Origin of the sequence: Pseudomonas sp. SAR267 (assembly GCF_052077595.1) — a bacterium.
Taxonomy (GTDB): domain Bacteria; phylum Pseudomonadota; class Gammaproteobacteria; order Pseudomonadales; family Pseudomonadaceae; genus Aquipseudomonas; species Aquipseudomonas vlassakiae.
Window position 1 is genome coordinate 1632217 of sequence record NZ_JBQIHU010000001.1, and the last position, 23865, is coordinate 1656081.

The 23865-nt window shown below is 62.2% G+C and carries 24 protein-coding genes; 14 read left to right on the plus strand and 10 right to left on the minus strand.

Going from position 1 to position 23865, the window contains the following annotated elements; all coding sequences use genetic code 11:
• Positions 1 to 153 precede the first annotated feature (153 nt).
• The 6 genes from livH to ACTORR_RS07930 all read left to right on the plus strand — a co-directional run bounded on the left by livH (position 154) and on the right by ACTORR_RS07930 (position 6419).
• Positions 154 to 1077 carry a high-affinity branched-chain amino acid ABC transporter permease LivH gene (livH, locus tag ACTORR_RS07905; protein ID WP_054886946.1) on the plus strand — a complete coding sequence of 308 codons (924 nt, stop codon included), beginning with the start codon at positions 154 to 156 and terminating at the stop codon, positions 1075 to 1077.
• On the plus strand, positions 1074 to 2330 hold the full coding sequence (locus ACTORR_RS07910; RefSeq protein WP_054886947.1) for a high-affinity branched-chain amino acid ABC transporter permease LivM: 1257 nt from the start codon (positions 1074 to 1076) through the stop codon (positions 2328 to 2330). Before livH ends, ACTORR_RS07910 begins: the two co-directional genes overlap by 4 nt.
• Positions 2327 to 3094, plus strand: a complete 768-nt coding sequence (gene livG / locus ACTORR_RS07915; RefSeq protein WP_054886948.1) for a high-affinity branched-chain amino acid ABC transporter ATP-binding protein LivG — start codon at positions 2327 to 2329, stop codon at positions 3092 to 3094. The genes ACTORR_RS07910 and livG overlap by 4 nt, the downstream gene beginning before the upstream one ends.
• A complete protein-coding gene (locus ACTORR_RS07920; RefSeq protein ID WP_003254879.1) occupies positions 3095 to 3796 on the plus strand; it encodes an ABC transporter ATP-binding protein in 702 nt (233 codons plus the stop codon). It begins immediately after the preceding gene.
• Positions 3797 to 4033: 237 nt separating this feature from the next.
• Complete coding sequence (locus tag ACTORR_RS07925) at positions 4034 to 4708, plus strand: COG3650 family protein (protein ID WP_313364776.1); 675 nt, start codon at positions 4034 to 4036, stop codon at positions 4706 to 4708.
• A gap of 103 nt (positions 4709 to 4811) precedes the next feature.
• Positions 4812 to 6419 (plus strand): NAD(P)/FAD-dependent oxidoreductase, encoded by a 1608-nt coding sequence (locus tag ACTORR_RS07930; protein ID WP_286935426.1) that lies wholly within the window; start codon positions 4812 to 4814, stop codon positions 6417 to 6419.
• A 166-nt stretch (positions 6420 to 6585) separates the two neighbouring features.
• Here the strand turns inward: ACTORR_RS07930 and ACTORR_RS07935 are convergent, their stop codons facing one another.
• The 6 genes from ACTORR_RS07935 to dinG form a co-directional block, all read right to left on the minus strand.
• Entirely contained in the window at positions 6586 to 7050 is a 465-nt protein-coding gene (locus ACTORR_RS07935) for a glycine zipper 2TM domain-containing protein (RefSeq protein WP_054885828.1), read from the minus strand.
• A gap of 221 nt (positions 7051 to 7271) precedes the next feature.
• Complete coding sequence (pdxH, locus tag ACTORR_RS07940; protein WP_099815181.1) at positions 7272 to 7919, minus strand: pyridoxamine 5'-phosphate oxidase; 648 nt, start codon at positions 7917 to 7919, stop codon at positions 7272 to 7274.
• A 19-nt stretch (positions 7920 to 7938) separates the two neighbouring features.
• Positions 7939 to 8916: an OmpA family protein gene (locus tag ACTORR_RS07945; RefSeq protein WP_099815180.1), complete on the minus strand. Its 978-nt coding sequence runs from the start codon at positions 8914 to 8916 to the stop codon at positions 7939 to 7941.
• Positions 8917 to 9015: 99 nt separating this feature from the next.
• Entirely contained in the window at positions 9016 to 10161 is a 1146-nt protein-coding gene (locus ACTORR_RS07950) for a serine hydrolase domain-containing protein (protein ID WP_286935311.1), read from the minus strand.
• A 144-nt stretch (positions 10162 to 10305) separates the two neighbouring features.
• The gene (locus ACTORR_RS07955) at positions 10306 to 12543 is read right to left on the minus strand and encodes a beta-galactosidase (protein WP_286935313.1); all 2238 of its coding nucleotides are present in this window, start codon (positions 12541 to 12543) and stop codon (positions 10306 to 10308) included.
• 81 nt (positions 12544 to 12624) lie between these two features.
• Positions 12625 to 14769, minus strand: coding sequence for an ATP-dependent DNA helicase DinG (gene dinG / locus ACTORR_RS07960; RefSeq protein WP_099815178.1), 2145 nt, complete (start codon positions 14767 to 14769; stop codon positions 12625 to 12627).
• A 98-nt stretch (positions 14770 to 14867) separates the two neighbouring features.
• Between dinG and ACTORR_RS07965 the strand changes: the two genes are divergently transcribed.
• Positions 14868 to 15332, plus strand: a complete 465-nt coding sequence (locus ACTORR_RS07965) for a CopD family protein (RefSeq protein ID WP_286935315.1) — start codon at positions 14868 to 14870, stop codon at positions 15330 to 15332.
• A gap of 99 nt (positions 15333 to 15431) precedes the next feature.
• Here ACTORR_RS07965 and ACTORR_RS07970 read toward each other — a convergent pair whose 3' ends face one another.
• The 4 genes from ACTORR_RS07970 to ACTORR_RS07985 form a co-directional block, all read right to left on the minus strand.
• Positions 15432 to 16190: a hypothetical protein gene (locus ACTORR_RS07970; protein ID WP_054885835.1), complete on the minus strand. Its 759-nt coding sequence runs from the start codon at positions 16188 to 16190 to the stop codon at positions 15432 to 15434.
• Entirely contained in the window at positions 16183 to 16458 is a 276-nt protein-coding gene (locus ACTORR_RS07975; RefSeq protein WP_054885836.1) for a DUF1145 domain-containing protein, read from the minus strand. Before ACTORR_RS07975 ends, ACTORR_RS07970 begins: the two co-directional genes overlap by 8 nt.
• 101 nt (positions 16459 to 16559) lie before the next feature.
• On the minus strand, positions 16560 to 17273 hold the full coding sequence (locus ACTORR_RS07980; RefSeq protein WP_286935316.1) for an OmpA family protein: 714 nt from the start codon (positions 17271 to 17273) through the stop codon (positions 16560 to 16562).
• Between the two features lie 84 nt (positions 17274 to 17357).
• Positions 17358 to 18050, minus strand: a complete 693-nt coding sequence (locus ACTORR_RS07985; protein WP_054885838.1) for an OmpA family protein — start codon at positions 18048 to 18050, stop codon at positions 17358 to 17360.
• A 159-nt stretch (positions 18051 to 18209) separates the two neighbouring features.
• On the opposite strand from ACTORR_RS07985, the gene ACTORR_RS07990 reads away from it, so the two are divergent.
• The 7 genes from ACTORR_RS07990 to ACTORR_RS08020 all read left to right on the plus strand — a co-directional run bounded on the left by ACTORR_RS07990 (position 18210) and on the right by ACTORR_RS08020 (position 23732).
• Positions 18210 to 18704, plus strand: coding sequence for a DUF6231 family protein (locus tag ACTORR_RS07990; protein WP_099815175.1), 495 nt, complete (start codon positions 18210 to 18212; stop codon positions 18702 to 18704).
• 227 nt (positions 18705 to 18931) lie between these two features.
• On the plus strand, positions 18932 to 20206 hold the full coding sequence (locus ACTORR_RS07995) for a site-specific integrase (protein WP_174713060.1): 1275 nt from the start codon (positions 18932 to 18934) through the stop codon (positions 20204 to 20206).
• Positions 20207 to 20260: 54 nt separating this feature from the next.
• A complete protein-coding gene (locus ACTORR_RS08000; RefSeq protein ID WP_174713059.1) occupies positions 20261 to 20707 on the plus strand; it encodes a BRO-N domain-containing protein in 447 nt (148 codons plus the stop codon).
• Positions 20708 to 20777: 70 nt separating this feature from the next.
• Positions 20778 to 21287 (plus strand): HNH endonuclease, encoded by a 510-nt coding sequence (locus ACTORR_RS08005; RefSeq protein ID WP_174713058.1) that lies wholly within the window; start codon positions 20778 to 20780, stop codon positions 21285 to 21287.
• Between the two features lie 490 nt (positions 21288 to 21777).
• Positions 21778 to 22068, plus strand: a complete 291-nt coding sequence (locus tag ACTORR_RS08010; RefSeq protein ID WP_286920046.1) for a hypothetical protein — start codon at positions 21778 to 21780, stop codon at positions 22066 to 22068.
• A gap of 200 nt (positions 22069 to 22268) precedes the next feature.
• A complete protein-coding gene (locus tag ACTORR_RS08015) occupies positions 22269 to 22670 on the plus strand; it encodes a hypothetical protein (protein ID WP_441343609.1) in 402 nt (133 codons plus the stop codon).
• Between the two features lie 54 nt (positions 22671 to 22724).
• Positions 22725 to 23732 (plus strand): hypothetical protein, encoded by a 1008-nt coding sequence (locus ACTORR_RS08020; protein WP_061304827.1) that lies wholly within the window; start codon positions 22725 to 22727, stop codon positions 23730 to 23732.
• Positions 23733 to 23865 lie beyond the last annotated feature (133 nt).

A 23865-nucleotide genomic window follows, 5' to 3' on the forward strand; every position in this document is an offset into this window, starting at 1 on the left:
TGTGCGAGCAGTGGGCTTTGTTTTATGAGGTTCATGGGCCTGATCCCCGCGATCCGGGGGCAGACCCACCTGAAAATCTTAAAACCGTCACCCGCGGTTTCCTGGCCTTACCCCCGCCAGCGAAATGCAAATCAGGTTTTTAGGAGCGCTGTAATGCCTGAGATCTACCATTTCTTCCAACAACTGGTTAATGGATTGACCATCGGCAGCACCTATGCCTTGATCGCCATCGGCTACACGATGGTGTACGGCATCATCGGCATGATCAACTTCGCCCACGGCGAGGTGTACATGATCGGTTCCTACGTGGCCTTCATCGCCCTGGCGGGCTTGGCCATGATGGGTATCCATTCGCTGCCGATCCTGATGACCGTCGCCTTCGTCGCGACGATCTGCGTCACCAGTGCCTACGGCTACAGCATCGAACGGGTTGCCTACCGCCCCCTGCGCAACAGCAACCGCCTGATCCCGCTGATTTCTGCCATCGGCATGTCGATCTTCCTGCAGAACACGGTCTTGCTGTCGCAAGATTCGAAGGACAAATCCATTCCCAACCTGATCCCAGGGAGCATTTCCTTCGGGCCGGGCGGCGCGGAGGAGGTCCTGGTTTCCTATATGCAGATCCTGGTGTTCGTGGTCACCCTGGTGGCCATGACCTGCCTGACCCTGTTCATCTCCCGTTCCCGCCTGGGCCGCGCCTGCCGCGCCTGTGCCGAGGACATCAAGATGGCCAACCTGCTGGGCATCAACACCAACAACATCATCGCCCTGACCTTCGTCATCGGTGCCGCCCTGGCGGCCGTGGCGGCCGTGCTGCTGAGCATGCAGTACGGGGTAATCAACCCCAACGCCGGTTTCCTGGTAGGCCTCAAGGCCTTCACCGCGGCGGTACTGGGCGGCATCGGCAGCATTCCGGGCGCCATGCTCGGCGGGCTGGTGCTGGGTGTGGCCGAAGCCTTCGGCGCCGACATTTTCGGCGACCAGTACAAGGATGTGGTGGCATTCGGCTTGTTGGTTCTTGTCCTGCTGTTCCGGCCGACCGGCATCCTGGGCCGCCCGGAGGTTGAAAAAGTATGAACAGAAATCTCAAACAGGCGTTCTTCAGCGCCTTGCTGGTGTGGGCCGTGGCCTTCCCGGTACTGGGCCTGAAACTGAGCATCGACGGCATCAGCCTGGCGGTGCACAGCCAAGGGTCGTTCACCATCAGCATCATCGCCGTGTGTTCGGTGCTGATGTTCCTGCGCGTGCTGTTCGACAGGCAGTGGAATTCGGTGATGGGCCGTCGCTCGGACCGCAAGCTGATCCCGCCAGCCGTCAGCAACTACCTGACCCTGCCGAAAACCCAGCGCTATGTGATCATGGGCCTGATCGTCGCGGCCCTGGTATGGCCGTTCTTCGGCTCGCGCGGGGCGGTCGACATCGCCACGCTGATCCTGATCTACGTGCTGCTGGGCCTGGGCCTGAACATCGTGGTCGGCCTGGCCGGCCTGCTGGACCTGGGCTACGTCGGCTTCTACGCCGTCGGCGCCTACAGCTACGCGATGCTCTCGCACTACCTGGGCTGGAGTTTCTGGGTCTGCCTGCCGATTGCCGGCCTGATGGCTGCCACCTTCGGCTTCCTGCTCGGCTTCCCGGTGCTGCGCCTGCGCGGTGACTACCTGGCGATCGTGACCCTCGGCTTCGGCGAAATCATCCGCCTGTTCCTGCGTAACCTCACCGACTGGACCGGCGGCCCCAACGGCATCAGCAACATCCCCAAGCCGGAGTTCTTCGGCCTGACCTTCGAGCGCAAGGCCGCCGAGGGGATGCAGACCTTCCACGAGTTCTTCGGGCTGGAATACAACTCGATCAACAAGGTCATCTTCCTCTACCTGGTCGCCCTGCTGCTGGCGCTGCTGGCACTGTTCGTGATCAACCGCCTGCTGCGCATGCCGATCGGCCGCGCCTGGGAAGCGCTGCGCGAAGACGAGATCGCCTGCCGTGCGCTGGGCCTGAACCCCACCGTGATCAAGCTCTCGGCGTTCACCCTGGGTGCCTGCTTCGCCGGTTTCGCCGGCAGCTTCTTCGCTGCGCGCCAGGGCCTGGTGACGCCGGAGTCGTTCACCTTCATCGAGTCGGCGATCATCCTCGCCATCGTCGTGCTCGGCGGCATGGGCTCACAACTGGGCGTGATTCTCGCGGCCATCGTGATGATCCTGCTGCCGGAGCTGATGCGTGAGTTCAGCGAATACCGGATGCTGATGTTCGGTGCGCTGATGGTGTTGATGATGATCTGGCGTCCGCAAGGCCTGCTGCCTATGCAACGTCCCCACATGGAGCTGCGTCGATGAGCCGCGAAATTCTGCAAGTCAGCGGCCTGAGCATGCGCTTCGGCGGCTTGTTGGCGGTCAACGGCGTGGGCCTGACCGTCAAGGAAAAACAGGTGGTGGCGCTGATCGGCCCGAACGGTGCCGGCAAGACCACGGTGTTCAACTGCCTGACCGGCTTCTACAAGCCCAGCGGCGGCACCATCCTGCTCGACGGCCAGCCGATCCAGGGCCTGGCCGGCCACCAGATCGCCCGCAAGGGGGTGGTGCGGACTTTCCAGAACGTGCGCCTGTTCAAGGAAATGACCGCGCTGGAAAACCTGCTGATCGCCCAGCACCGTCACCTCAACACCAACTTCTTCGCCGGCCTGTTCAAGACCCCGAACTTCCGCCGCAGCGAGAAGGAGGCCATGGAGCGCGCCCAGTACTGGCTGGACAAGGTCAACCTGACCGAGTTCGCCAACCGTACTGCCGGCACCCTCGCCTACGGCCAGCAACGCCGCCTGGAAATCGCCCGCTGCATGATGACCCAGCCACGGATCATCATGCTCGACGAACCCGCCGCAGGCCTGAACCCGAAGGAAACCGAAGACCTCAAGGCGCTGATCGCCTACCTGCGTGAGTCGCACAACGTCACCGTGCTGCTGATCGAGCACGACATGAAGCTGGTGATGAGCATCTCCGACCACATCGTCGTGATAAACCAGGGCACGCCCCTGGCCCACGGCACACCGCAGGAGATCCGCGACAACCCTGATGTGATCAAAGCCTACCTGGGGGAAGCGTAAATGCTGAAGTTCGAGAACGTTTCCACCTTCTACGGCAAGATCCAGGCGCTTCACAGCGTCAACGTGGAGATCAACCAGGGCGAGATCGTCACCCTGATCGGCGCCAACGGTGCCGGCAAGTCGACCTTGCTGATGACCCTGTGCGGCTCGCCGCAGGCGCACAGCGGCAGCATCAAGTACCTGGGTGAAGAGCTGGTCGGCCAGCCGTCTTCGCACATCATGCGCAAGAGCATCGCGGTAGTGCCGGAAGGCCGCCGCGTGTTTGCCCGCCTGACCGTCGAGGAAAACCTGGCCATGGGTGGTTTCTTCACCGACAAGGGCGACTACCAGGAGCAACTGGACAAGGTCCTGCAGCTGTTCCCACGGCTGAAGGAGCGTTACATCCAGCGTGGCGGCACCATGTCCGGTGGCGAGCAGCAGATGCTGGCCATCGGCCGGGCGCTGATGAGCAAGCCCAAGCTGTTGCTACTCGACGAGCCGTCGCTGGGCCTGGCGCCGATCATCATCCAGCAGATCTTCGACATCATCGAACAGCTGCGCCGCGATGGCGTGACGGTGTTCCTGGTGGAGCAGAACGCCAACCAGGCGCTGAAGATCGCTGACCGGGCGTATGTACTGGAAAACGGCCGGGTGGTGATGCAAGGCACCGGTGAGGCACTGCTGACCGACCCGAAAGTGCGCGACGCCTACTTGGGTGGTTGAATGAAAAAGGGCCTTCGGGCCCTTTTTTCTGCCTGTGAGCAATGTGTCGCCTGTACTGGCCTCTTCGCGGGCACGCCCGCTCCCACAGGTACTGCACGGTTTTCGAAACCCGTCCGATCCCTGTGGGAGCGGGCGTGCCCGCGAAGAGGCCGACAGAGGCAACCATTAACTTGAGATCCGCCGCCAGCCTGAGTAACGTGGCGAGCTCTTTGGCAAAGATTCTCCGGAGCCCGCCCCATGCGCCTCACCCCTACCCTGCTGCTCACTGTCTTGTTGCCCATGTTCGCAGGCTGCCAGTTGCTGGCCGAGCAGCCCCGTGACCCGAACATCGGCACCACGCGCATGCAGGGCGAGCTGAGCGCAGGCGGCGGCCGGCTGTTGTTCAAACCCTGCGGTGAAAGCCGCCACTTCGTGATCAACGATGTCGCCGGCACGGGCATCCTCCAGGAGTCCGTGAGCCTGGCCAAAGATGCCAAGGCCAAGCTGTTCGCCGACGTGCGCGGCCGCCTCACCGGCAACAAGCAGGCCGACAACGATGGCCAGCTGGAAGTCAGCCGCCTGTACCGCCTGGAACCTTCCACCCGCGCCTGCGACGACCCCAACTTCAAGCAGCTGACCCTGCGTGCCAACGGCCACGAGCCGGACTGGGACATCAAGGCCAGCGGCAAGGGCATGGTGCTCAACCGCGTCGGCAAGGACCCGCTGCCCCTGCCGTTCCTTGAAGAAGAAGTGCCCGGCGGCGGCCTGACCCTGACCAGCGACGCCAACGGCCAGCACGTTGAGCTGTGGGTCGCCCCGCAACGCTGCGTCGATGGCGCCACCGGCGCCGTGCGTCATCTGCGCGCCGAGCTGCTCATCGACGGCCAGACCCTGCGCGGCTGCGGTTACTACGGCGGTGCCCGCGACAACTGATCGCCGGGCGCTTTTATCCTGCCAGTCAGGGCGGCATACAGCTTATACTTGGCGGTTTGTGTAAAGCCGCCGGCCGCCCATGGCCGGGATACTGGACCCTGCCATGCTACGAATCACCGAACTCAAGCTGCCCCTGGACCATCCCGACGAAGCCCTGCGTGATGCCATTGTCCAGCGCCTGGGCATCAGCGACGAGCAACTGCTCAGCTTCAATCTGTTCAAGCGCAGCTACGATGCGCGCAAGAAGAACAGCGAGCTGCTGTTCATCTACACCATCGACCTGGAAGCCAGCAACGAAGCCGAGCTGCTCAGCAAGTTCGCCGACGATCACAACATCAGCGTGGCACCCGACGTCACCTACAAGTTCGTCGGCCATGCCCCTGCCGACCTGAAAGAACGTCCGATCGTGGTTGGCTTCGGCCCCTGCGGTATCTTTGCCGGCCTGTTGCTGGCCCAGATGGGCTTCAAGCCGATCATCCTCGAACGCGGCAAGGAAGTGCGCCAGCGCACCAAGGACACCTGGGGCCTGTGGCGTAAAAGCGTGCTCAACCCCGAGTCCAACGTGCAGTTCGGCGAAGGCGGCGCCGGGACCTTCTCCGATGGCAAGCTCTACAGCCAGATCAAGGACCCGAACCACCACGGCCGCAAGGTCCTGGAAGAGTTCGTCAAGGCCGGTGCACCGGACGAGATCCTGTACATCAACAAACCGCACATCGGCACCTTCCGCCTGACCGGCATGGTCGAGCAGATGCGCCAGGACATGATTGCCCTTGGCGCCGAAGTACGCTTCCAGGAAAAGGTCACCGACCTGCTGATCGAGGACGGTCAGCTGACCGGCGTGGTGCTGGAAAGCGGCGAGCAGCTGCACTCGCGGCATGTGGTCCTGGCCCTGGGCCACAGCGCCCGCGACACCTTCCGCATGCTGCACGCCAAGGGCGTGTACATGGAAGCCAAGCCGTTCTCGGTGGGCTTCCGTATCGAACACCCTCAAACGCTGATCGACAAGGCGCGCCTGGGCAAATACGCCGGTCACCCGAAACTCGGCGCCGCCGACTACAAGCTGGTGTACCACGCCAAGAATGGCCGTTCGGTGTACAGCTTCTGCATGTGCCCAGGCGGCACCGTGGTGGCCGCCACCAGCGAGCCGGGCCGCGTGGTGACCAACGGTATGAGCCAGTATTCGCGTAACGAGCGCAACGCCAACTCCGGCATCGTCGTCGGCATCGACCCCGAGCGCGACTACCCGGGCGGCCCGCTGGCCGGCATCGAGTTGCAGGAGCGCCTGGAAGCCCATGCCTACGTGATGGGTGGCAGCAACTACCAGGCCCCGGCGCAGCTGGTCGGCGACTTCGTCGCCGGCAGGCCGTCCACCGCGCTGGGCAGCGTCGAGCCTTCGTACAAGCCGGGGGTGACCCTGGGTGACCTGGCGCCGAGCCTGCCGGACTTCGCCATCGAGGCGATCCGCGAGGCGTTGCCGGCCTTCGACCGCCAGATCAAAGGCTACAACCTGCACGATGCGGTGTTGACCGGGATCGAGACACGCACCTCATCGCCACTGCGCATTACCCGTGGCGCGGACTTCCAGAGCCTGAACCTCAAGGGGCTGTTCCCGGCAGGTGAAGGTGCGGGGTATGCCGGGGGGATTTTCTCGGCAGGCGTGGACGGTATCCGCATTGCCGAAGCCGTGGCTCGCGACATCCTCGGCCTTTAAAGCTTCCGGCCTCTTCGCGGGTAAACCCGCTCCCACAGGTACTGCAAAGCTCTCAAGCTTGATGCGATCCCTCTGGGAGCGGGTTTACCCGCGAAGAGGCCGGTGCAGGTAAACAAAAAACCCCGAACAGGCCTGGCCCGTTCGGGGTTTTTATTTGCCGCTACGGTCAGTGCGAAACGCGGCTGGTACCATCGACGGTCATGATGCGTACGCGGTCGCCAACGCGGAAGATCTCGTTCTGCTGCACGGCTTGCACATAGGCGCGCATGCTACCGTCGTCTTCACGCACGGTGATTTCCACACCCTGGGTGCGGGTCAGGCCTTCTTCGGCAGCGGAACCTGCCAGGCCACCGGCCACGGCACCGATCACTGCGGTGACGATGCTGCCACGGCCACCGCCAATGGCGCTGCCGGCGACACCACCGACGATAGCGCCAGCACCACCGCCGATCGGCGTCTTGGTGCCTTCGATCTTGACCGGGCGCAGGGATTCGATGGTCCCCATGCGCACGGTCTGCACGCGACGGGCCTCATCACGGGAGTAGCTGTCACCGGTCAGGCTCGAGGCACAGCCACCGAGCAGCAGCGACATGGTGGTGAAAGTCGCCACCAGCAAAGCGGATTTACGCATGGGTACAGTCTCCAGAAAACAGGTGTCCATTAGACGCTACGCGTTGACAGCTGTCACGGCGCCCGCACAAAAAATAAAACTTCATTCAGCCCCTGTACAGCCTTGTACGGACAGTAATGGGGGCGTTACAGATCAGACAAAGGATAGCCACGGATTACTTCATCATCTGTGAAGAAGTGTCGGCATGAGGGCAACGGGGCTGCCTGACAGCCCCGTGGATGTCAGGGCGCCAGGCGCTCTCGCGTCCACTGCCCATCTACCAGCCGGTAGTTCAGGCGGTCATGCAACCGGCTGGCACGGCCCTGCCAGAACTCGATCCGCTCAGGCAGCAGACGGTAGCCCCCCCAATGTTCCGGGCAATGCGGCTGGGTATCGGAGAAGCGCGCTTCGGTGGCCTTGACCAACCCTTCGAGTTCCTCGCGATTGGCAATCACGCGGCTCTGCGGCGAGGCCCAGGCCCCCAGGCGGCTGCCCAGCGGGCGTACCTGGTAGTAGTCATCCGACTCCTTGGCCGTGACCTTTTCCACCCGCCCTTCGATCCGTACCTGACGCTCCAGCGCCGGCCAGAAGAAGGTCATGGCAGCGAACGGGTTGGCCAGCAGTTGCTGGCCCTTGGCGCTGTCATAGTTGGTGAAGAAGGTGAATCCACGGTCATCAAGGCCCTTGAGCAGCAGCACACGACAGTGCGGGCGGCCTTCGCCATCGACGGTGGCGAGTGTCAGGGCATTAGCCTCCACAGGAGGCTGCTCGGTCTTCACCGCATCGGCAAACCACTGCTGGAACAGGGCGAACGGCTCACCCGGGGCCTGGGCTTCCGCCAGACCATCACGGGTGTAGTCGCGGCGCATATCGGCCAGGGATTGGGTCATGGCTGCGTTTCCTTGACGATCAGTTGGTCTTCGCAGGGCTATTGGCAGCTACCTTCTTGTCAGTGGTAGCGGCTTTCTTGGCGGCCGGCTTGGCTGGCGCGGCTTTTTTCTTGGCGGTGGTCTTCGCAGCAGGTTTGGCAGCGGCTTTCTTCGCTGCTGGCTTGGCGGCCGCTTTCTTGGTTTCGACAGGCTTGGCGGCAGGTGCCTTGGCATCCTGCACGGCAACCATCGAAGCCGGAGTTGCAGCCGGGGCAGCCCGCTGATACTTGGCCAGCAAGGCAACCATGGTGTTCTGCGGCGTCAGCAGCATTTCCACGCGACGGTTCAGGGCCCGGCCTTCGGCGCTGTCGTTGGCGGCACGCGGCATTTCCGCGCCCATGCCCTTGAGCGACAGGCGGTCACGCTGCAGGCCACTCAGACGGAAGATCGCCGATACCGAGGCGGCACGCTCCAGGCTCAGCTTCTGATTGGCAGCGGCAACACCACTGCTGTCGGCATGGCCAAGCACCAGCACAGCCGTCTTCGAGTCGCCTTCGACAGCCTTGGCCACGCGGGTGATCGGAGCCAGGGTCATCGGCAACAGCATGTTCGGGCGGTCCGGGTTGTACGAGCTGTCGACCGGGATGGTCACCACCAGCACATTGTCGCGGCGCTCAAGCTCAAGCTTGCTGTCCTTGATCGCTTCACGCAGCTTGGGCTCGTACTGGTCCAACCAGGCCTGGGTGGCCTTTTCGTCGATTTTCGGCACGACCGGCCCTTTGGCCTGCTTGTCGTCACCGCCAAATGGCCACCACCAGTGGCTGGCGCTCTCGGACTTGGCGTCCGCCTTGGCGACTTTGTCGGTGACCGCCGCTTTCACTTCCTTGTCAGCGACCTTGTCCGAACCGAACGGCCACCAGTTGCTGCCGCCATCCTTGGCGGCGTCCTGGGAATTGCTGGCGCAACCGGTCATAGCGGCCAGGCACAGGGCGAGAGCTAAGGTTTTATGTGAAGACATCAGCGATACACCATGAAATTGAAAGATATTTTGCCAACGCACTTCAGGCGTTGGCATTGAGGATAGTCAAAGGGGCTGCGTAATACCCGCTTTACCCGATCAAAGGCAAGTGCCAAGCACCCGTACCAGTTGCTGGGCTCTTGGGTCCATGAGCACGTAAGGGCCAAGGGTATTGACCACGAAGCCGAACGCCACGTCGTGCTCCGGGTCGGCAAAACCGACCGAACCGCCAGCACCTGGATGGCCAAAGGCACGGGCGCCGAGGCCAAAGGTGGCGTTGGCCACATTGGGCTGGTCGAGCATGCAACCCAGGCCGAAACGGGTCCGGGTCAACAAGGTACGGTCCTCGCCCAGGCTGTGTTCGCGGGTCAGTTCGTCGAGCAGTTCGGATTCGAGCAGGCTGCCATCGAGCAGGCCGGCATAGAAACCTGCCAGGCTGCGTGCATTGCCATGGCCGTTGGCCGCCGGCTGCTGCATGCGCCGCCATTCAGGTTTATTGGTGCTGGTCAGGATTGCCGGCGGGTTGGTGAAGGCGCGAGTCGACAGCGCCGCGGGCTCACGCATGGCCACCTGCAGCAGGCGCTGGGCTGCGGCATCACCCGCGTTGCCCTTGCCACGGGCGATGTGCGCCACGCGGTGGAACTCTTCGTCGGCCAGGCCGACGTGGAAGTCCAGGCCCAGCGGCCGGGCAGTACGAGCGACGATCGAGTCACCCGGGCTGCGGCCATCGACGCGGCGGATCAGTTCACCGATCAGCCAGCCATAGGTGATGGCGGCATAACCATGCTCGGTGCCAGGCGTCCACCAGGGCGTTTCAGCGGCCAGGGCATCGACCATGGCCTGCCAGTCGTACAGGGCTTCAGCCGGTAGCAGCTCGCGGATGGCTGGCAGGCCTGCACGGTGGCTGAGCAATTGACGCAGGGTGATGTTCTGCTTGCCGGCCTGGGCGAACTCCGGCCAGTAACGGGCCACCGGGGCATCCAGGGCCAGCTTGCCCTCACCCACCAGCTGCAACGCGGTCACGGCGGTGAAGGTCTTGGTGCAGGAAAACAGGTTGGCAATGGTATCGCTGTGCCAGGCCTGCTGGCCGTCCTTGTCGGCGGTGCCTGCCCACAGGTCGACCACGGTCTCGCCACCGACCTGGATGCACAGCGCAGCGCCACGCTCCTGGGGATCCTCGAACAGTGCCGCGAACGCTTCACGCACCGCTTCGAACTTCAGCTCATAGTGACCCTGGATCTGCACCCGCTGTTCTCCGTACGACCATGCTGACAAAGGCGTGCATTGTTTCAGTAGTTAGCGGTTTTGCCTACTGGGCGAAGCCGGATGGACGCTGCCGAAGCGGCAAGATCCAATGGGCCAGGGGCACTGAGCGCCCCCGGTAGACATTCAGGGGGCTTTTTTCTCCAGTTCACTGCGCAACTGACCAACGGCCTGCAGGTTGCTCTTGCGCACCGCCTCGACGAAACCCGGGTACGTCACATCGGTGATCGCCACCAGGCCCAGGTGGCCGTTCTCGCCATCGAGCAAGCGCCCGCTGGCCGGTTGGTCAAGGTATTGGAACCAGTGCGCGCCCACGATCATCGGCTGCGCCAGCGCGGCCTTGAGGAAATTGCCATAGGCCGGCCCGCGGTCCTCTTCCCTGGCTACTTCCACCGGCCCTGGCCAGAACGGCCCGCGGTCGCGGGAACCGAACTGGAACTCGGACACCAGCACCGGCTTGTCAAGTTCGGCCAAGCGGGCAAAGTCATAGCCATCCTCGGGCTTGAGGGTATAGAAGTTGAAACTCAGGACATCGCAGAACTCGGCGCAGGCCTTGACCGCTTCCGGGGTGCTCACGGCATAGCGGCCACCCAGCAGCAGGTGGTTGGGTGCATGCCACTTCAGTGCATCGGCGATGGTCTTGAAGTAGGTCTCGGCGAATACCTGCTGGAAATACTGGTAATCGCGCTCGATTTCCGGGTGCTCGGGATTCGGCAGCGGGGCCTCGAAGCCTGGGTCTTCCATCAACTCCCAGGCCTGCAGGTCGATCCCCCAGGCCTTGGACAGCCCCTCCTGGTTGCGGTACTTGTCGCGCAGCTGCTTGAGGAAAGCGCGCTTGGCCGGCACGTCGGTGGTCAGACGCAGTGTCCCGTAGGCCAGGCCATAGCGCGCCTTGGGGTCGTTGCCGGGCGCCGCCCAGGCCAGCTCGTTGTCGGCGAAATAGCCGATCAGCCAGGGGTCGTCACGGTGATCCCGCGTGGCAATGGCCACGGCGCGCTCCGTGGCCATGGCAAAGCGTGGGTCGAACGGGTCAGGCATGCGGCCCCACCAGTCCATACCGGTGCTGATGCTGGCATAGTCACCGACGATCGATAGCGGCAAAGTGTAGGGCATGCGTTTGGCCTGGCCGATGGCAGGGTCGCTCCAGTTGCCCAAGGTATTGAAGCCCCAGGCCTGCAGGCGGTCCAGCGTGTGCGCCTGCCACCGCTCGGTATCCAGCGCCAGCGCCGGGCACTCGGGGGTGGCCTGGCCTTGCACGGCAGGCGGACAAGGTTTGCCATAGGTGCGCTGGATGTTCGCGGCATAGAAATCGAACCAGCGCCCTTGCTTGAAATTGCGCCCTTGCGACGAGGCGTTGCCATCGTCGTTGTTGCCTTCACCATAAAAAGCCGTCAGCGCGTCGCCTTCACCTGGCAAGGCTTTGAACATCCTCTCGCGGCCGGCAACGTAGGTACGCCCGCCATCGGCGGCCACGGCATTGACCCCCAGCGAATAGAACGGGTGGCCTTGCGGGGTAACCAGGTACCAGCGCCCGTCGCGCTTCTCGGTGCGGAAAAAGCCCTTGGCCGCAAACGCCGGCCCGGCCAGCACGCCACCGTAGCTGTCCAGTTGCTGTTTATCACGGTCAGCCAGCCAGCTCTTGAGTTGCTGCTGTTCGCGCGCGTCAGCCGCCTTGAGCTGCTCGTCACTGGCAATCTTCTCGGGCCAATGCCCGCGGGTGGACTGGCCGTAGACATCAATCAGCTCGTGGTAAGCCGCCTGGTAGGCCAGATCGTCGTCCTGAATGCCGACCTTCTCGATCAGCAGGTTCTGCGCCACTTTCGGGTTGGGTATGGTCAGGCTGACGGACACCACCTGCTTGAGATCCAGTTCACCGGCACTGCTGGTCAGCAGCAACCGCTGCCCGTCATAGACCCATGGCATCGGCGGGCCGGCCCGCATGCCCTGGCTCAACGGCGAACTGGCCGTGAGCGGAACCATGACGGTTTGCGCAGGCCCGGCAGGCAGGTCGATACGACTGGTCAGCGTGCGCCCGTCACTGCCGAGCAGCGTCACGTCGACGGTCAACGCCCAATCCTGGGCGCTTTGCATGCGCAAGGTGAGGTACCGCCCCGCCGACCAGTCCCACACGCCGCTTTGCGGGCTCAGGCGCAAGGTTGGCCGTTCGACCGGATTGAACACCACCCGCCTGAGCACCTCGCCCTCAGCCGTCTGCTCCGCATTGTACTGCGGCATGCCGGTGCCTTCGGTCGCCACATTGACCACCGAGGCCGGGCGGACGAAGCTGAACAGCGTCTGTTGCCCGGCCAGCAAAGGCGCGCTGAACAACAGCGTGAATACCACGGGCAAGGTGTGGCGAATCATAAGGCTGGGGCTCTCCTTCCAGGCCCTCATGGGCCCGCGACTGAGTAATGGACAACGGGCCGGCGCATCGTGCTCCTGCCCTCAGGAAATCTCCCGCCGGAAAGGCGGCAGCGCATTGAGAATAGCTTTGCCATAGCGCTGCGTGACCAGGCGCCGATCAAGCAAGGTGATGACGCCGCGATCCTGCTCGGTTCGCAACAGGCGACCGCAGGCCTGGATCAGACGCAGCGAGGCGTCGGGCACGGCAATCTCCATGAACGGGTTGCCGCCACGGGCCTCGATCCATTCGGCCAGTGCTGCTTCGACCGGGTCGTCGGGCACGGCGAAGGGGATCTTGGCGATGACCACATGCTCACAGTAGGCACCTGGCAGGTCGACACCCTCGGCGAAGCTGGCCAGGCCGAACAACACGCTGTGCTGGCCATCGTCGACCCTTGCCTTGTGCTTGTTCAAGGTTTCCTGCTTGGACAGGTTGCCCTGGATCAGCACCAGCTTGCGCCAGTCGCGGTCCAGGCCGTCGAACACTTCCTGCATCTGTTTGCGCGAAGAGAACAGCACCAGCGCGCCGCGGGCATCTTCGACGATGCCTGGCAGTTCGCGAATGATCGCCGCCGTGTGTGCCGCCGCGTCGCGCGGATCGGCCTTGAGGTCGGGGACCCGCAGCAGGCCGGCATCGCCATGCACGAACGGGCTGGGCACCACGCAAGTGACGGCATCGCGGGGCAGCCCCGAGCGCATGCGGAAACGGTCGAACTTGCCCAGTGCGGTCAGCGTGGCCGAGGTCACCAGCGCGCCATGGGCAACGCTCCAGAGGCTGCGGCGCAGCATGTCGGCGGCAAGAATCGGGCTGGCATTGACCTCGATGTCGAACAGCGCGCCGCTTTCGGCCAGGGTCAGCCAACGCGCCATGGGCGGGCTGTCCTCCGGGTCCTCGGTGGTGAACGCGGTCCACAGCTCCCAGTTGCCCTGGGCGCGAGTGACCAGGCTGCCGAACAGTGGGTACCACTCCTCGGCCTGGTGGCTGGCGATGCCGATGTTGACCTCGCCATCCATGCCTTCCTTGAGCAGGTCGGCCAGGCGGGTGAACAGGTCATTGAGGCGGGCGAAGCCCTTTTTCAGCTCGATGCCGACTTCGCGGATCTGCTCCGGCACCACGCCGCCCTCAAAGCGATAACGCGGGCGCTCCCGGCCTTCGGTATCCTCGCTCGGGCGGAAATCGGCGACCTGCTCGCACAGGGTGAACATGAACTGCTGCTGGGTGCGCACTTCCCGCGCCAGCTCTGGCACCTGTTCGATGTACTTGCCCAGGTCGCCCGGCAAGGGGTGCTGGGCCAGCAACTTGGTGAGGTTCTTGGCAGTCTGCTCCAGCCAGTCGGCGGTGGAGCGCAGGCGCGAATAATGGGCGAAATGGCCGATGGCCTTGTCGGGCAGGTGGTGGCCTTCATCGAACACGTACACCGTGTCGCGCGGGTCAGGCAGCACTGCGCCGCCGCCCAGGGCCAGGTCGGCCAGGACCATGTCGTGGTTGGTGACGATCACATCGACCTTGCCCATGCCTTCACGGGCCTTGTAGAACACGCACTGCTGGAAGTTCGGGCAGTGGCGGCCGGTGCACTGGCTGTGATCGGTGGTCAGCCGCGCCCAGTCCTGGTCCTCGATGGCCTCCGACCAGCTGTCGCGGTCGCCGTCCCAACGGTTGCCGGCGAGCTTCTCGATCATGCTGTTGAACAGCTTCTGGCTGCGCTCGTCGACCTCGATGTGGAAGCCTTCTTCCTCGAACAGCTGGGCAGTGGCCGACTGCGCGTGGCCCTCCTGCAGCAGGATGTCGAGCTTGGACAGACACAGGTAACGGCCGCGGCCCTTGGCCAGGGCGAAGCTGAAGTTCAGGCCGCTGTTGCGCATCAGGTCCGGCAGGTCCTTGATGACGATCTGCTCCTGCAATGCCACGGTCGCGGTGGCGATCACCAGGCGCTTGCCGGCGGCCTTGGCGGCCGGGATCGCGGCCAGCGCGTAGGCGACCGTCTTGCCGGTACCGGTGCCCGCTTCCACCGCAACCACGGCGGGCTCGCCGGCGCGACGGCCTTCGTCGTCACAGGCGATGTCGCCGAGCACCTTGGCCACTTCGGCGATCATCAGGCGCTGGCCATACCGCGGCTTGAGGCCCTTGGCTTCGAGAAAACGCGTGTAGGCGCCCTGGATGGTGGCTTTGAGTTCGTTGCTGATCATGGTCTGCAGGCGCCCGGAGGGCTGGATAAATTTTCAGTGTTTCGCATGGGGCGGCTATCATACCCCGCTATTGCCCTTTGTGCCGCATGGAGATCCGGATGCTTGCCTTTGCCCTGCCCTACACATTGCATGTCCTGGCCGCCCTGATATGGGTCGGCGGCATGTTCTTCGCCTGGCTGGTGCTGCGCCCGGCAACGGTTGCAGCCCTTGAAGGGCCTGCCCGCCTGCGCCTGTGGGTGGAAGTTTTCAGACGCTTCTTCGTCTGGGTCTGGCTGGCCGTGGCGATTCTGGCGATAAGTGGTATCGGCATGTTGCACATGCGTTTCAGCGGCTTCGAGACTGCACCCAAATATGTACACGTGATGATTGGCGGCGGGATTGCCATGTTCGCGCTGTTCATGCGCATCCAGGCATTGCTGCTGCCGGAGCTCAAGGCGGCGGTGCAGGCTGAAGACTGGCCGGCGGGCGCTGCGGTGCTGGGGCTGATTCGACGGATGGTGGGGGTCAACCTGCTGCTGGGCCTGGCGGTCGTTGCAGTGGCCAGTTCACGGCTGTTGATGTGAGGGGTTCCAGGCGGGATTTTCAGTGCCTGTGAGAGCTTGCGCCGCGCGGGCGGCGCTCGATCTCGCAGGCCCTGGAACTCTAAAGTCAGGCCCTCGGCCTCAGAGTCGCTGCAAAATCAGTTCACCCTCGGCCCCAGCCAACCCAGGTTGCCCTTCCTGCCCCGGTCGGCCATTGGCTCCGGCGTCGGTGCGATACACCAGGCACCCCTTGCTCGCCCCGCCTTTACCGGCCTTGCCCGCAGCCCCGGCCTTGCCCGGCGCACCACCCTCCAGGCGCACCACGATGCGTTCCTGCGGGAAACCTTGCGGCAGGTTCAGGCGAATCCGCCCGCCGGGTGCACCGTCATGCCCGTTGCCACCATCATCACCATTAGCCCCTTTGCTTGCCTGGCCCCAGGCACAACCTCCCGCCTGGCCATTGGCGCCATCAAGGCCCATGTAACCCGGCGCTCCGGCGCCACCACGGGCATCGATGGCCAGGCGTTCGGCGTCGACCTTGGCGAGGGTCAATTCCAGGCTGCGCCCGGAGCGGGCAGCCCGTTCGTAGGTACCGGGCGCCCCTGGCGCGCTGATCTCACTGCCCTCGCCCAGCACAGCATTGCGTACCTCGACAAGCAGAGGTGCTTCGGCAGGCGCAATGGCAATCCTCGCATCGCGGCCCAGTTGCAGATGATCGACCTTCAGCTCGGTCAATGTGGACGGCAACAGCAAGGTCGCCGAATCCGCGACATTCAACTGCTCCAGGTGCACGCTGGCCGACTTGTTCGGCAGCCGCAGCATGGAATGGGGGGCAACCTCCAGGCTCTGCGCCTGGGCCAAGGGCGCGGCCAGCATCGCCAGCAACATCAAATTACGCATGGCGAGGTGCCTCCTGCGGACGGGGAATGGACATGACATGAAAGATACCGGTCAGCAGGATCTGCAGCCGGTCGAACCAGCGATGGCTACGGCCTCGCAGGCTGCCATTGAAAAACAGTACTTCAAGAAAATGCAGGCTCAGCACAAAAATGCCCAAGGCATTGATCAACAGATTCAACGGCAACGGTTGCGGCATCATCAGGTTGAACAGCACCACGCCCCAGAATGCCACGGTCAGGAACTTGCCCAGACCCAGGATGAACTTCATACCCCGCCCCTACGTATCTATTTATTGTTATGTCCACGCGGCCCGAGCATGCGCGCCGCGCAGCCAACACTACCTGCATGCCCAGGCACGCGCCAGCACAGTCAGTTGAGGTGCAGGTCCACCCGTCGGTTGTGCGCACGCCCTTCATCGGTGGCGTTGTCGGCGATTGGCTCATGGGCGCCACGGCCCTCGCTGGTCACCTTCTGCGGCGCCAGGCCCTGACTGATCAGGTATTCGGCGACACTGGCGGCGCGGCGTTCGGAAAGCGCCTGGTTGTAGCTGTCTGAGCCGACGTTGTCGGTATGCCCGACCACCTTGACACGCGTGACCCCCAACTCGTTGAGGCGCGGTAGCAGGCTTTTCAGGCGTTCTTCGCTACCCGGGGTGAGATCGGCGGAATTGAACGCGAACATCACCTGGCCCTGGTCATCGAGGCTGATCAACTCAGGCTTGGGCTGTGGTGCGGGTTGCGCCGGCGGATACTGCGGCAGCGGGCAGCCCATGTGGTTCACCGCTGTATTGGCCGGGGTGTCGGGGCAGCGGTCTCGACGGTCGAACACACCGTCACCATCCTCGTCACCGTCCTGGGCATAACAGATCAGCCCACCGGTGATCGCGCCGAGGGCGCCGAGGCCAGCCGCCCAGCTCGAATTTTCGATGGCGCCAAGGCCACCCCCCACCGCGCCACCGAGCAGGCTGCAGACGGGCCACGTCCTTTGATTGAGAGGCGCACTGCCGTCACTGTGGGTGGCGCAGCCTGCAAGCAGGCTGGTAACCAACAGCAACGGCATCGCCGCCTTCGACATAACACTCATGATGAATGCTCCTGTGTCATCGGCCACCGCCAGCGCGATTGAAGATGCGCCCGCGCCACTTCACAAGGCGCGGGCGCCGTGCCGTCAACGCTGGATCTTGATTTCGGTACGACGGTTCATGGCACGCCCCTCGGCCGTGGCATTGTCCGCCACTGGCTGGGTTTCGCCTGCGCCTACCACCGAGACGAAGCTGGCGCGAGGCACACCGCTCTGGATCAAGTAATCGGTTACCGCATGGGCACGGTGCTCGGACAACTTCTGGTTGTACTTGTCGGAGCCCACGCTGTCGGTGTGGCCAGTCACGCTCAGACGGGCGCTCGGGGCCTCTTGCTTCAGGCGCGTGGCAACCGTGTTCAGGCGCTCCTTGTCGGCCGCTGTCAGGCGCGAGGAATTGAACTCGAAGTGCACATCACGAATGACGATCACTTCTTCCTTCTGCACCACCACTTCCTCGACCACAGGCGCCGGCTCAGGCGGGCAGCCATTGGCATCGACCTTCACGCCGCGCGGCGTGTGCGGGCACTTGTCGCGGCTGTCCGGCACGCCATCACCGTCCTCGTCGCCATCGCCGTGAGCCCAGCAATAGCCCGCCGCCAGGCCACCACCGAGCAGCGCGCCCCAGCCAGCCCAGCTGGAGCTCTCGATGGCGCCCAGGCCGGCACCGGCGACGCCCCCGACGGCAGCACACTTCGGCCAGTCGGTTTTTTGCAAACCTGCACAACCAGTCAACACACTGGTGAGCAGTACCAGGGGTAACGCTGTGCGTACTATGCTCATTTTCGTAGCTTCTCCTAGGGGAATCGGCATAAGGCCGATCTCTGGGAGTAAAGACCGCGCAGTCCATCCCTGCCACCAATAAGCCACGACGCGGCCTCTTGCCTCTATGCCGGCGGGCAGCAGCCCGCTAGTCTTGGATGACTTGAACGAGGATTGGCAATGACCGACGGTTTTTCCCAGCGCACGCCGCAACAAGCCCTGGCCGCCCTGCTAGAGCGTTTCACCCCGCAGCGCCTGCTGCTGGTGGGCACCCGCTTCCCGGCACTGGATGCCTTTGCCCAGGCGCACCCCCAGGTGGCCATCGAAACCTGCGCGCCGGGGCCATTGCCGGCAGCGCTGGCTGCGCAGCGCTTCGACCTGGCGGTGCTGGTGGACTGCCTGGAACACCTGCCCAAACGCACCGGCCTGCAATTGTTGGGCGGCATCCGCAACCTCAACGCAAGCCGGGTTGCAGTGCTGGCCGACCTGCCCGCCTGCGGTTGGCAAGACACCGATTTCTTCTCGCTGGCGCTGTCGGCCAGCGAGAAATTCCGCCGTGACGAGCAGGTGTTGAGCTTGTTCACCTATGATCTACATGACTACAAGCAGGTCCCGGACTGGCTCAACGCCAAGTTCTGGGCCAACCCGGAAATGTTTGGGAAGTACTGGTGGTAAACCCATGAATATCAAGGGCTTACCTCACCATGACCACCAGCATTGCTATGCCCGAGCAGGGCCAACTGTCACCAGCCTGTAACCAGCCTTGTCACCAACGACCATCTCAGGCCCTTTCGGTCTGGCACTACAGACGGTCAGGAATCTATTACCTGAGGGTTCGCCCTCGGGGATGCTCAACCCGTAGTCTCGCCATCTCTCTCCGTTCCACCGATAGGCCAACCGCTATGCAGTTCTCAAAGGACATCCTCAAGACACTGGCTGTCTTCCACCTCGACCGCCCTGAGGCTTCGTGGGAGGACCTCAAGGAACGCCTCAAGGAGATCGCTGAGGATGCCCTACAGGGCCATAGCGAGGACTCACGGGGCCTCTACATGGAAATCTATGACCAGATGAGCCACCACCTCGCTGAGGCTGCCTCGCTGGGTCGATTCAATATGAACCAACACCGGGCCATCGGCACCGGGCAACGAGTGCTCAGGGCTGCTCAGGAGCGTCTTGAGGGTCGTCCTCAGGAACTCACGGAGATCATTGGGGAGCTGTCTTGTAGCACGTCTGTAGCCCCTTCCGTGTCCCTATCTGTAAATGCGTCCTCGACAAACCCGATTACCTTCGAGGTCCTCGCTGAGATGTTCCTGAAGGAACGCCAAGGCAACGTGACAGGTGACACACATAAGGCAGTGACATCGAACTGTAGGACCCTCTCATCGCTTCTCGGAGACCTCGACATCAGGACCCACACACGGGCTGACATGGTGGCGCTCAAAGAGAGAGTCATGGAGGGCCGAAAGCCTCTGACTGTCAACAAGCTACTGGGCCAGTTATCGACCGTCATGGACTGGGCAAAGAACAACGGCTATATCGAACGCTCCTATGACAAGGACCTGAAGATTGAGAGGGGCGCTGAAAGCGAGCGTAGACCGTTCTCCCGTGAGGAAGTGGCGACCATCATGGACCACGCTAATACCTTGCCTGTGACCGACTGGAAGCGCTGGGCGCTGTCTCTGGGAGTCCTCACAGGTGCCCGTATTGGCGAGCTGTACCAACTGACTCAGGACGACATAAAGCAAGTGGACGGGATTACCGTCATCGACATCAACAAGGACGAGAAGGGAAAGACCCTGAAAAATGACTTCTCCATCCGGCAAGTCCCTCTGGTCGATGGGGCCTATGGGTTCTCCCTAAAGACCTTCCTTGAGTGGGTCGCATCGGAACCCGGCAAGCTGTTCAAGGCGAAGGCTCACTATTTCAACAAGCCGCTCAATGAGGCCCTACGTGAGCCTCTGGGATTGAAGGCAGGCAGTGACCAGTCGTTCCACTCGCTGAGGCATTCTCTGTCAGGTCTGCTGAAGGCCGCTGCGACCCCTGAGGTCATCGCTCAGAGCATCACCGGGCACAGCTCAGGGAACATCACTTACGACCTCTACGCGGGGTCTCAGAGGGTTCCTGTGGGGACGCTCCATGAGGCACTGGTGAAGGCGTTTACACTGGCCGCTAAGTAAGGCGATGAAGGGTCTACCACTTGTTGGTAGGCCTGCTTTGAGAAACGCAACTTCATGGGCATCGAGCTGGATGTCCTCGTGGGTCACCCTGAGCATGACTTGCTGTTCGTGGCGACTCAGGTAGCCCGAGCGGCTGGCTTGAAACACCCAGCTGAGTCAATCCGCAACGCAAGGCAGGGGTTTGGGGCGGGGCACCAACTCTCGACACTGATCCAAGAAAACTGCATCAGTCTCCCAACAGACATTCACGGTCGCCGCCTTCGCTCCAATACGGTGATCTTCACTGAGTCTGAGCTGTACGCAATGCTGCTCCGTGGTCACGCTCCCCAGTCTGAGCCGTTCCGCAAGTGGGTCACCGAGGAAGTCCTCCCGAGCATCCGCAAGACCGGTCGCTATGACGCCTCCGAGTCCACCGACCCAATCGCTGCGGGCATCATGGACGAACTGAAGCTGCTCCGTGGTGAACTGGTGGAACTGAAGGGCACAATATGTAGTATCTGATTGGTGAGGCCGAACACCACATATAGACCCTCACTATGGCACACCCACACAGCCATAGGAGGTCAACACCATGTCCAGCTACACCGCGATGCCATCCCTCGAATCCCTTCAAGAAATCTACAAGATCGACCCGGCGAGTCCCTCGGGTCTCTCCCGCATCAAGGCCACCCGTGGTCGAAACGGTCGAGTCGGCCCAGTCGTGAGCATGGGCAGCGACGGCTACTATCGAATGAAGTTTGACGGCCAGTTCTACCGGACCCATCGAGTCATCTTCTTTATGCACACCGGCATCGACCCTGCCGAGCTTGTTGTCGATCACATTGACGGCAACAAGTTGAATAACAAGGTTGAGAACCTGCGCACCTGTACCCAGCAGGAGAACCTTTGGAACTCCAAGTGCCGTAAGAAAGCCGATGGACTTCCCAAGGGTATCTTCCAGCAGGGAAGTCAATTCGGCGTCAGGCTTTCTATTGGAGACGACAAGCCCGGCGTGGTCTGGTTTGCAAATGTCCGAGCGGCTACCAGATATGTAGATCAGATTCGCAAGCGCTACCACGGCGAATATGCACGCAACGCTTAATTCGCTCAGTCTTTCTCCAGCGTGTCAATAGGGAGGACAAATACCCTCACTATGGCAGTAGGCAGAGAACAGCAAGAAAAAATCTCTCGCCACCTACCGGTTCCTCGAGGACCGATCAGCGACGACCAAGCGACAAGAGACCAGCCACCATTGCGGTGATGCGAGCCAGCGCCAACAGTCCCCGATAAGCAGACCCCAGCGTCTGGCTCCAGTAGGAAGGAGCACAGCTTGATATTGTCGATCCATGAAGCGATGCCCACAAAGGACACCGTTGGAGAGACCGTGCATGGAATTGGGGCCGCCATGCATCGCTCAAGTTGTACGGGGGCCTTTTACTTAAAGATTACTCTTTGAGTAACTCTATTATTATTATCTTTAAATCAATCTAACAATAAGAACTTAAAGATAATCTAATAGATTCCTCTGAGTTAGGGATTGGTCTTGCGACCATAACATCCCTGTTCGATCAGTCACCTCAAAGGAGGTCCATATGAAATTCCACCTTGTACTTGACGGCATCCCACAAGGACGCCAAGAGACCCTGTTGTCTATTGAGGCAGCTATGCCCACTGGTCGCCATCGCCTCGCTGTCTTCAATCTCAAGAACATCGGTCTACGGACCAGTAAAGGATATGAGAGCTGCCTTGAGTATGTGTCGGGCAAGCTGGGAGCGTTCCTCATGGGTCCCCTTGAAGAAACCCTAACGGCTACCGGTCTCGACCTGCTCCGTTTCTACCATGTCATTTGTGGCGTGCCTGTGGTCCTCACAGCCCGTCATTGACCGTCGCCACGGTCCTCTCAAAGATGCCCTTCAGGCTTGCCATGTCCTGAATCAGCGTCATCAACACCAATACCACTTGAAACCCAGAACCTTTTGATCGTCCTTGAAGATGCCCGCGAAGGCTTTCTCCTTGGCCGTCTGGTCGTGCGCGTCTATGGCGCAAGGACGAATCAAAGGGTCCCCAATAGGAGAACCCAACCATGAAAATCACCATCACCAAAGTCCTGAAGAACGAAGTCACCGTGTCGGGCCAGACCCTTAACCGTGAGTACGTCGAGAACATCATGTTGCCCATGCTGGTCGCCCAATGCGGGACCGTTAAGGGCCAGCAATTCGAGATCGTTAAGGCGTTCGATGAGGCCGGTCTGTCGCTCCAAGCGATTCCCGTAGTTGCCCGAGAGTACCGCCAAGACCAGCACCAGAAGGCCCAAGAGAAGGCTCAGAGAGAGGCTGAGGCCCGTTGGCATCAAGAGCGCTGCCGTGAGTACACGCCCCGTGAGATCGCCCAAGCGAAGGCCGAGCGTGCTGCCCGAGCGGCTGCCATCAAAGAGCATGGCATTCGTATCCGAGCTGCCTCCCGCAGCAATAGCGGTGGCTGGTAACAGCGCCTCCCTCGACACACCCACTTCATTCATCTATTCAGGAGGACCATTCCCATGAAACAACCATTCCAGTACGCCAAGCCATCGACCTACACCACCGCCATCACCGATGAGCACACTGGGTCGATTCGATTCAACACTGCTGATGTTCGCCCAGAGACCCAAGCGGCCACCGATGTGTCCGTCTATGTGGAGGCCCTTGTGGAGGCCGCTGAGGACTACTTGAACGGCGATGAGTGGCGAGAGGCCGCCATGGAGGCAACCCCTTGCGAGTTCCGTCCGGCTGGCTCTGAGGCCACTGGGCAACAAATCATCACCATGGCCGACCGCTCTGTCACCTTCGATCCCCGCAAGAACTGGGATAACGAGACCATCGACAAGGGTGAAGTCCTGGCCGGTTCTGTGATCTTCACTGAGGCCACCGACACGGCATTGGTCATCAGCCACCGTGCCACCATCCTTGACCACAACCTGATGGCAGGCTTCACCGTCCAGTCTATGGAGCAAACCGCTGACAAGATGCTTCGTGATATTGAGCACAGCGCAGCCGGTAAGGTCGCTGCCATCTTGGCAACCGCCCCAAGCACTGAGAGCGTCTCTGAGGCCAAGCCAACGGGTAAGCCTGCTGAGATCGCAGAGGACCTCATCGACATCCTCACGACCCACGTTAACCAGACTGTAGGGACCTCGCTGAGTGACTTCGTGATCTTGCTGCCTGTATCGCAGGTGGCGGTCCTTGAGCGTGCTGCTCAACGTGCCGGTCAGGACTCTATTGAGGACCTAATCGGCGCAGGCGTACAGGCGTACACCGGGACCGACCACGGCATCTTCATGTTGCCCAAGCTGTTCACCTCACTGAGCTACCGTGAGCGCCAAGACGGCAGCGTGTGGCGCATCGAAGCGACCCGCAACCCGAACGCCCAAGGCTGGGACCTTGAGATCATGGCTGTGGTGGACATCATCGCCAATGGCATGGTCAAGGTGAAACTGACTACCGATGGTCTTCAGACCGTCCAAGTGCCGTTCCCGCTGGTCACCAATGTGAAGCTGACCGCCGAGTGATCCAGTAAGTAGCCCCGTAAGGCCGGACCTAAAGAGGGACCGGCGGGGGCACCGCTTCAACGAGCTGAAATCTCAGCCCGTCTTTGTGCATCCAGAAAATGGACGCGCAAACCAATACTGCCCGTCGCTGGGC

Excerpts from the sequence above, each read along its gene's own strand:
- livH (WP_054886946.1), top strand. The coding sequence starts at position 154 with ATGCCTGAGATCTACCATTTCTTCCAACAACTGGTTAATGGATTGACC.
- ACTORR_RS07910 (WP_054886947.1), top strand. The coding sequence starts at position 1,074 with ATGAACAGAAATCTCAAACAGGCGTTCTTCAGCGCCTTGCTGGTGTGG.
- livG (WP_054886948.1), top strand. The coding sequence starts at position 2,327 with ATGAGCCGCGAAATTCTGCAAGTCAGCGGCCTGAGCATGCGCTTCGGC.
- ACTORR_RS07920 (WP_003254879.1), top strand. The coding sequence starts at position 3,095 with ATGCTGAAGTTCGAGAACGTTTCCACCTTCTACGGCAAGATCCAGGCG.
- ACTORR_RS07925 (WP_313364776.1), top strand. The coding sequence starts at position 4,034 with ATGCGCCTCACCCCTACCCTGCTGCTCACTGTCTTGTTGCCCATGTTC.
- ACTORR_RS07930 (WP_286935426.1), top strand. The coding sequence starts at position 4,812 with ATGCTACGAATCACCGAACTCAAGCTGCCCCTGGACCATCCCGACGAA.
- ACTORR_RS07935 (WP_054885828.1), bottom strand. The coding sequence starts at position 7,050 with ATGCGTAAATCCGCTTTGCTGGTGGCGACTTTCACCACCATGTCGCTG.
- pdxH (WP_099815181.1), bottom strand. The coding sequence starts at position 7,919 with ATGACCCAATCCCTGGCCGATATGCGCCGCGACTACACCCGTGATGGT.
- ACTORR_RS07945 (WP_099815180.1), bottom strand. The coding sequence starts at position 8,916 with ATGTCTTCACATAAAACCTTAGCTCTCGCCCTGTGCCTGGCCGCTATG.
- ACTORR_RS07955 (WP_286935313.1), bottom strand. The coding sequence starts at position 12,543 with ATGATTCGCCACACCTTGCCCGTGGTATTCACGCTGTTGTTCAGCGCG.
- dinG (WP_099815178.1), bottom strand. The coding sequence starts at position 14,769 with ATGATCAGCAACGAACTCAAAGCCACCATCCAGGGCGCCTACACGCGT.
- ACTORR_RS07965 (WP_286935315.1), top strand. The coding sequence starts at position 14,868 with ATGCTTGCCTTTGCCCTGCCCTACACATTGCATGTCCTGGCCGCCCTG.
- ACTORR_RS07970 (WP_054885835.1), bottom strand. The coding sequence starts at position 16,190 with ATGCGTAATTTGATGTTGCTGGCGATGCTGGCCGCGCCCTTGGCCCAG.
- ACTORR_RS07975 (WP_054885836.1), bottom strand. The coding sequence starts at position 16,458 with ATGAAGTTCATCCTGGGTCTGGGCAAGTTCCTGACCGTGGCATTCTGG.
- ACTORR_RS07980 (WP_286935316.1), bottom strand. The coding sequence starts at position 17,273 with ATGAGTGTTATGTCGAAGGCGGCGATGCCGTTGCTGTTGGTTACCAGC.
- ACTORR_RS07985 (WP_054885838.1), bottom strand. The coding sequence starts at position 18,050 with ATGAGCATAGTACGCACAGCGTTACCCCTGGTACTGCTCACCAGTGTG.
- ACTORR_RS07990 (WP_099815175.1), top strand. The coding sequence starts at position 18,210 with ATGACCGACGGTTTTTCCCAGCGCACGCCGCAACAAGCCCTGGCCGCC.
- ACTORR_RS07995 (WP_174713060.1), top strand. The coding sequence starts at position 18,932 with ATGCAGTTCTCAAAGGACATCCTCAAGACACTGGCTGTCTTCCACCTC.
- ACTORR_RS08000 (WP_174713059.1), top strand. The coding sequence starts at position 20,261 with ATGGGCATCGAGCTGGATGTCCTCGTGGGTCACCCTGAGCATGACTTG.
- ACTORR_RS08005 (WP_174713058.1), top strand. The coding sequence starts at position 20,778 with ATGTCCAGCTACACCGCGATGCCATCCCTCGAATCCCTTCAAGAAATC.
- ACTORR_RS08010 (WP_286920046.1), top strand. The coding sequence starts at position 21,778 with ATGAAATTCCACCTTGTACTTGACGGCATCCCACAAGGACGCCAAGAG.
- ACTORR_RS08015 (WP_441343609.1), top strand. The coding sequence starts at position 22,269 with ATGAAAATCACCATCACCAAAGTCCTGAAGAACGAAGTCACCGTGTCG.
- ACTORR_RS08020 (WP_061304827.1), top strand. The coding sequence starts at position 22,725 with ATGAAACAACCATTCCAGTACGCCAAGCCATCGACCTACACCACCGCC.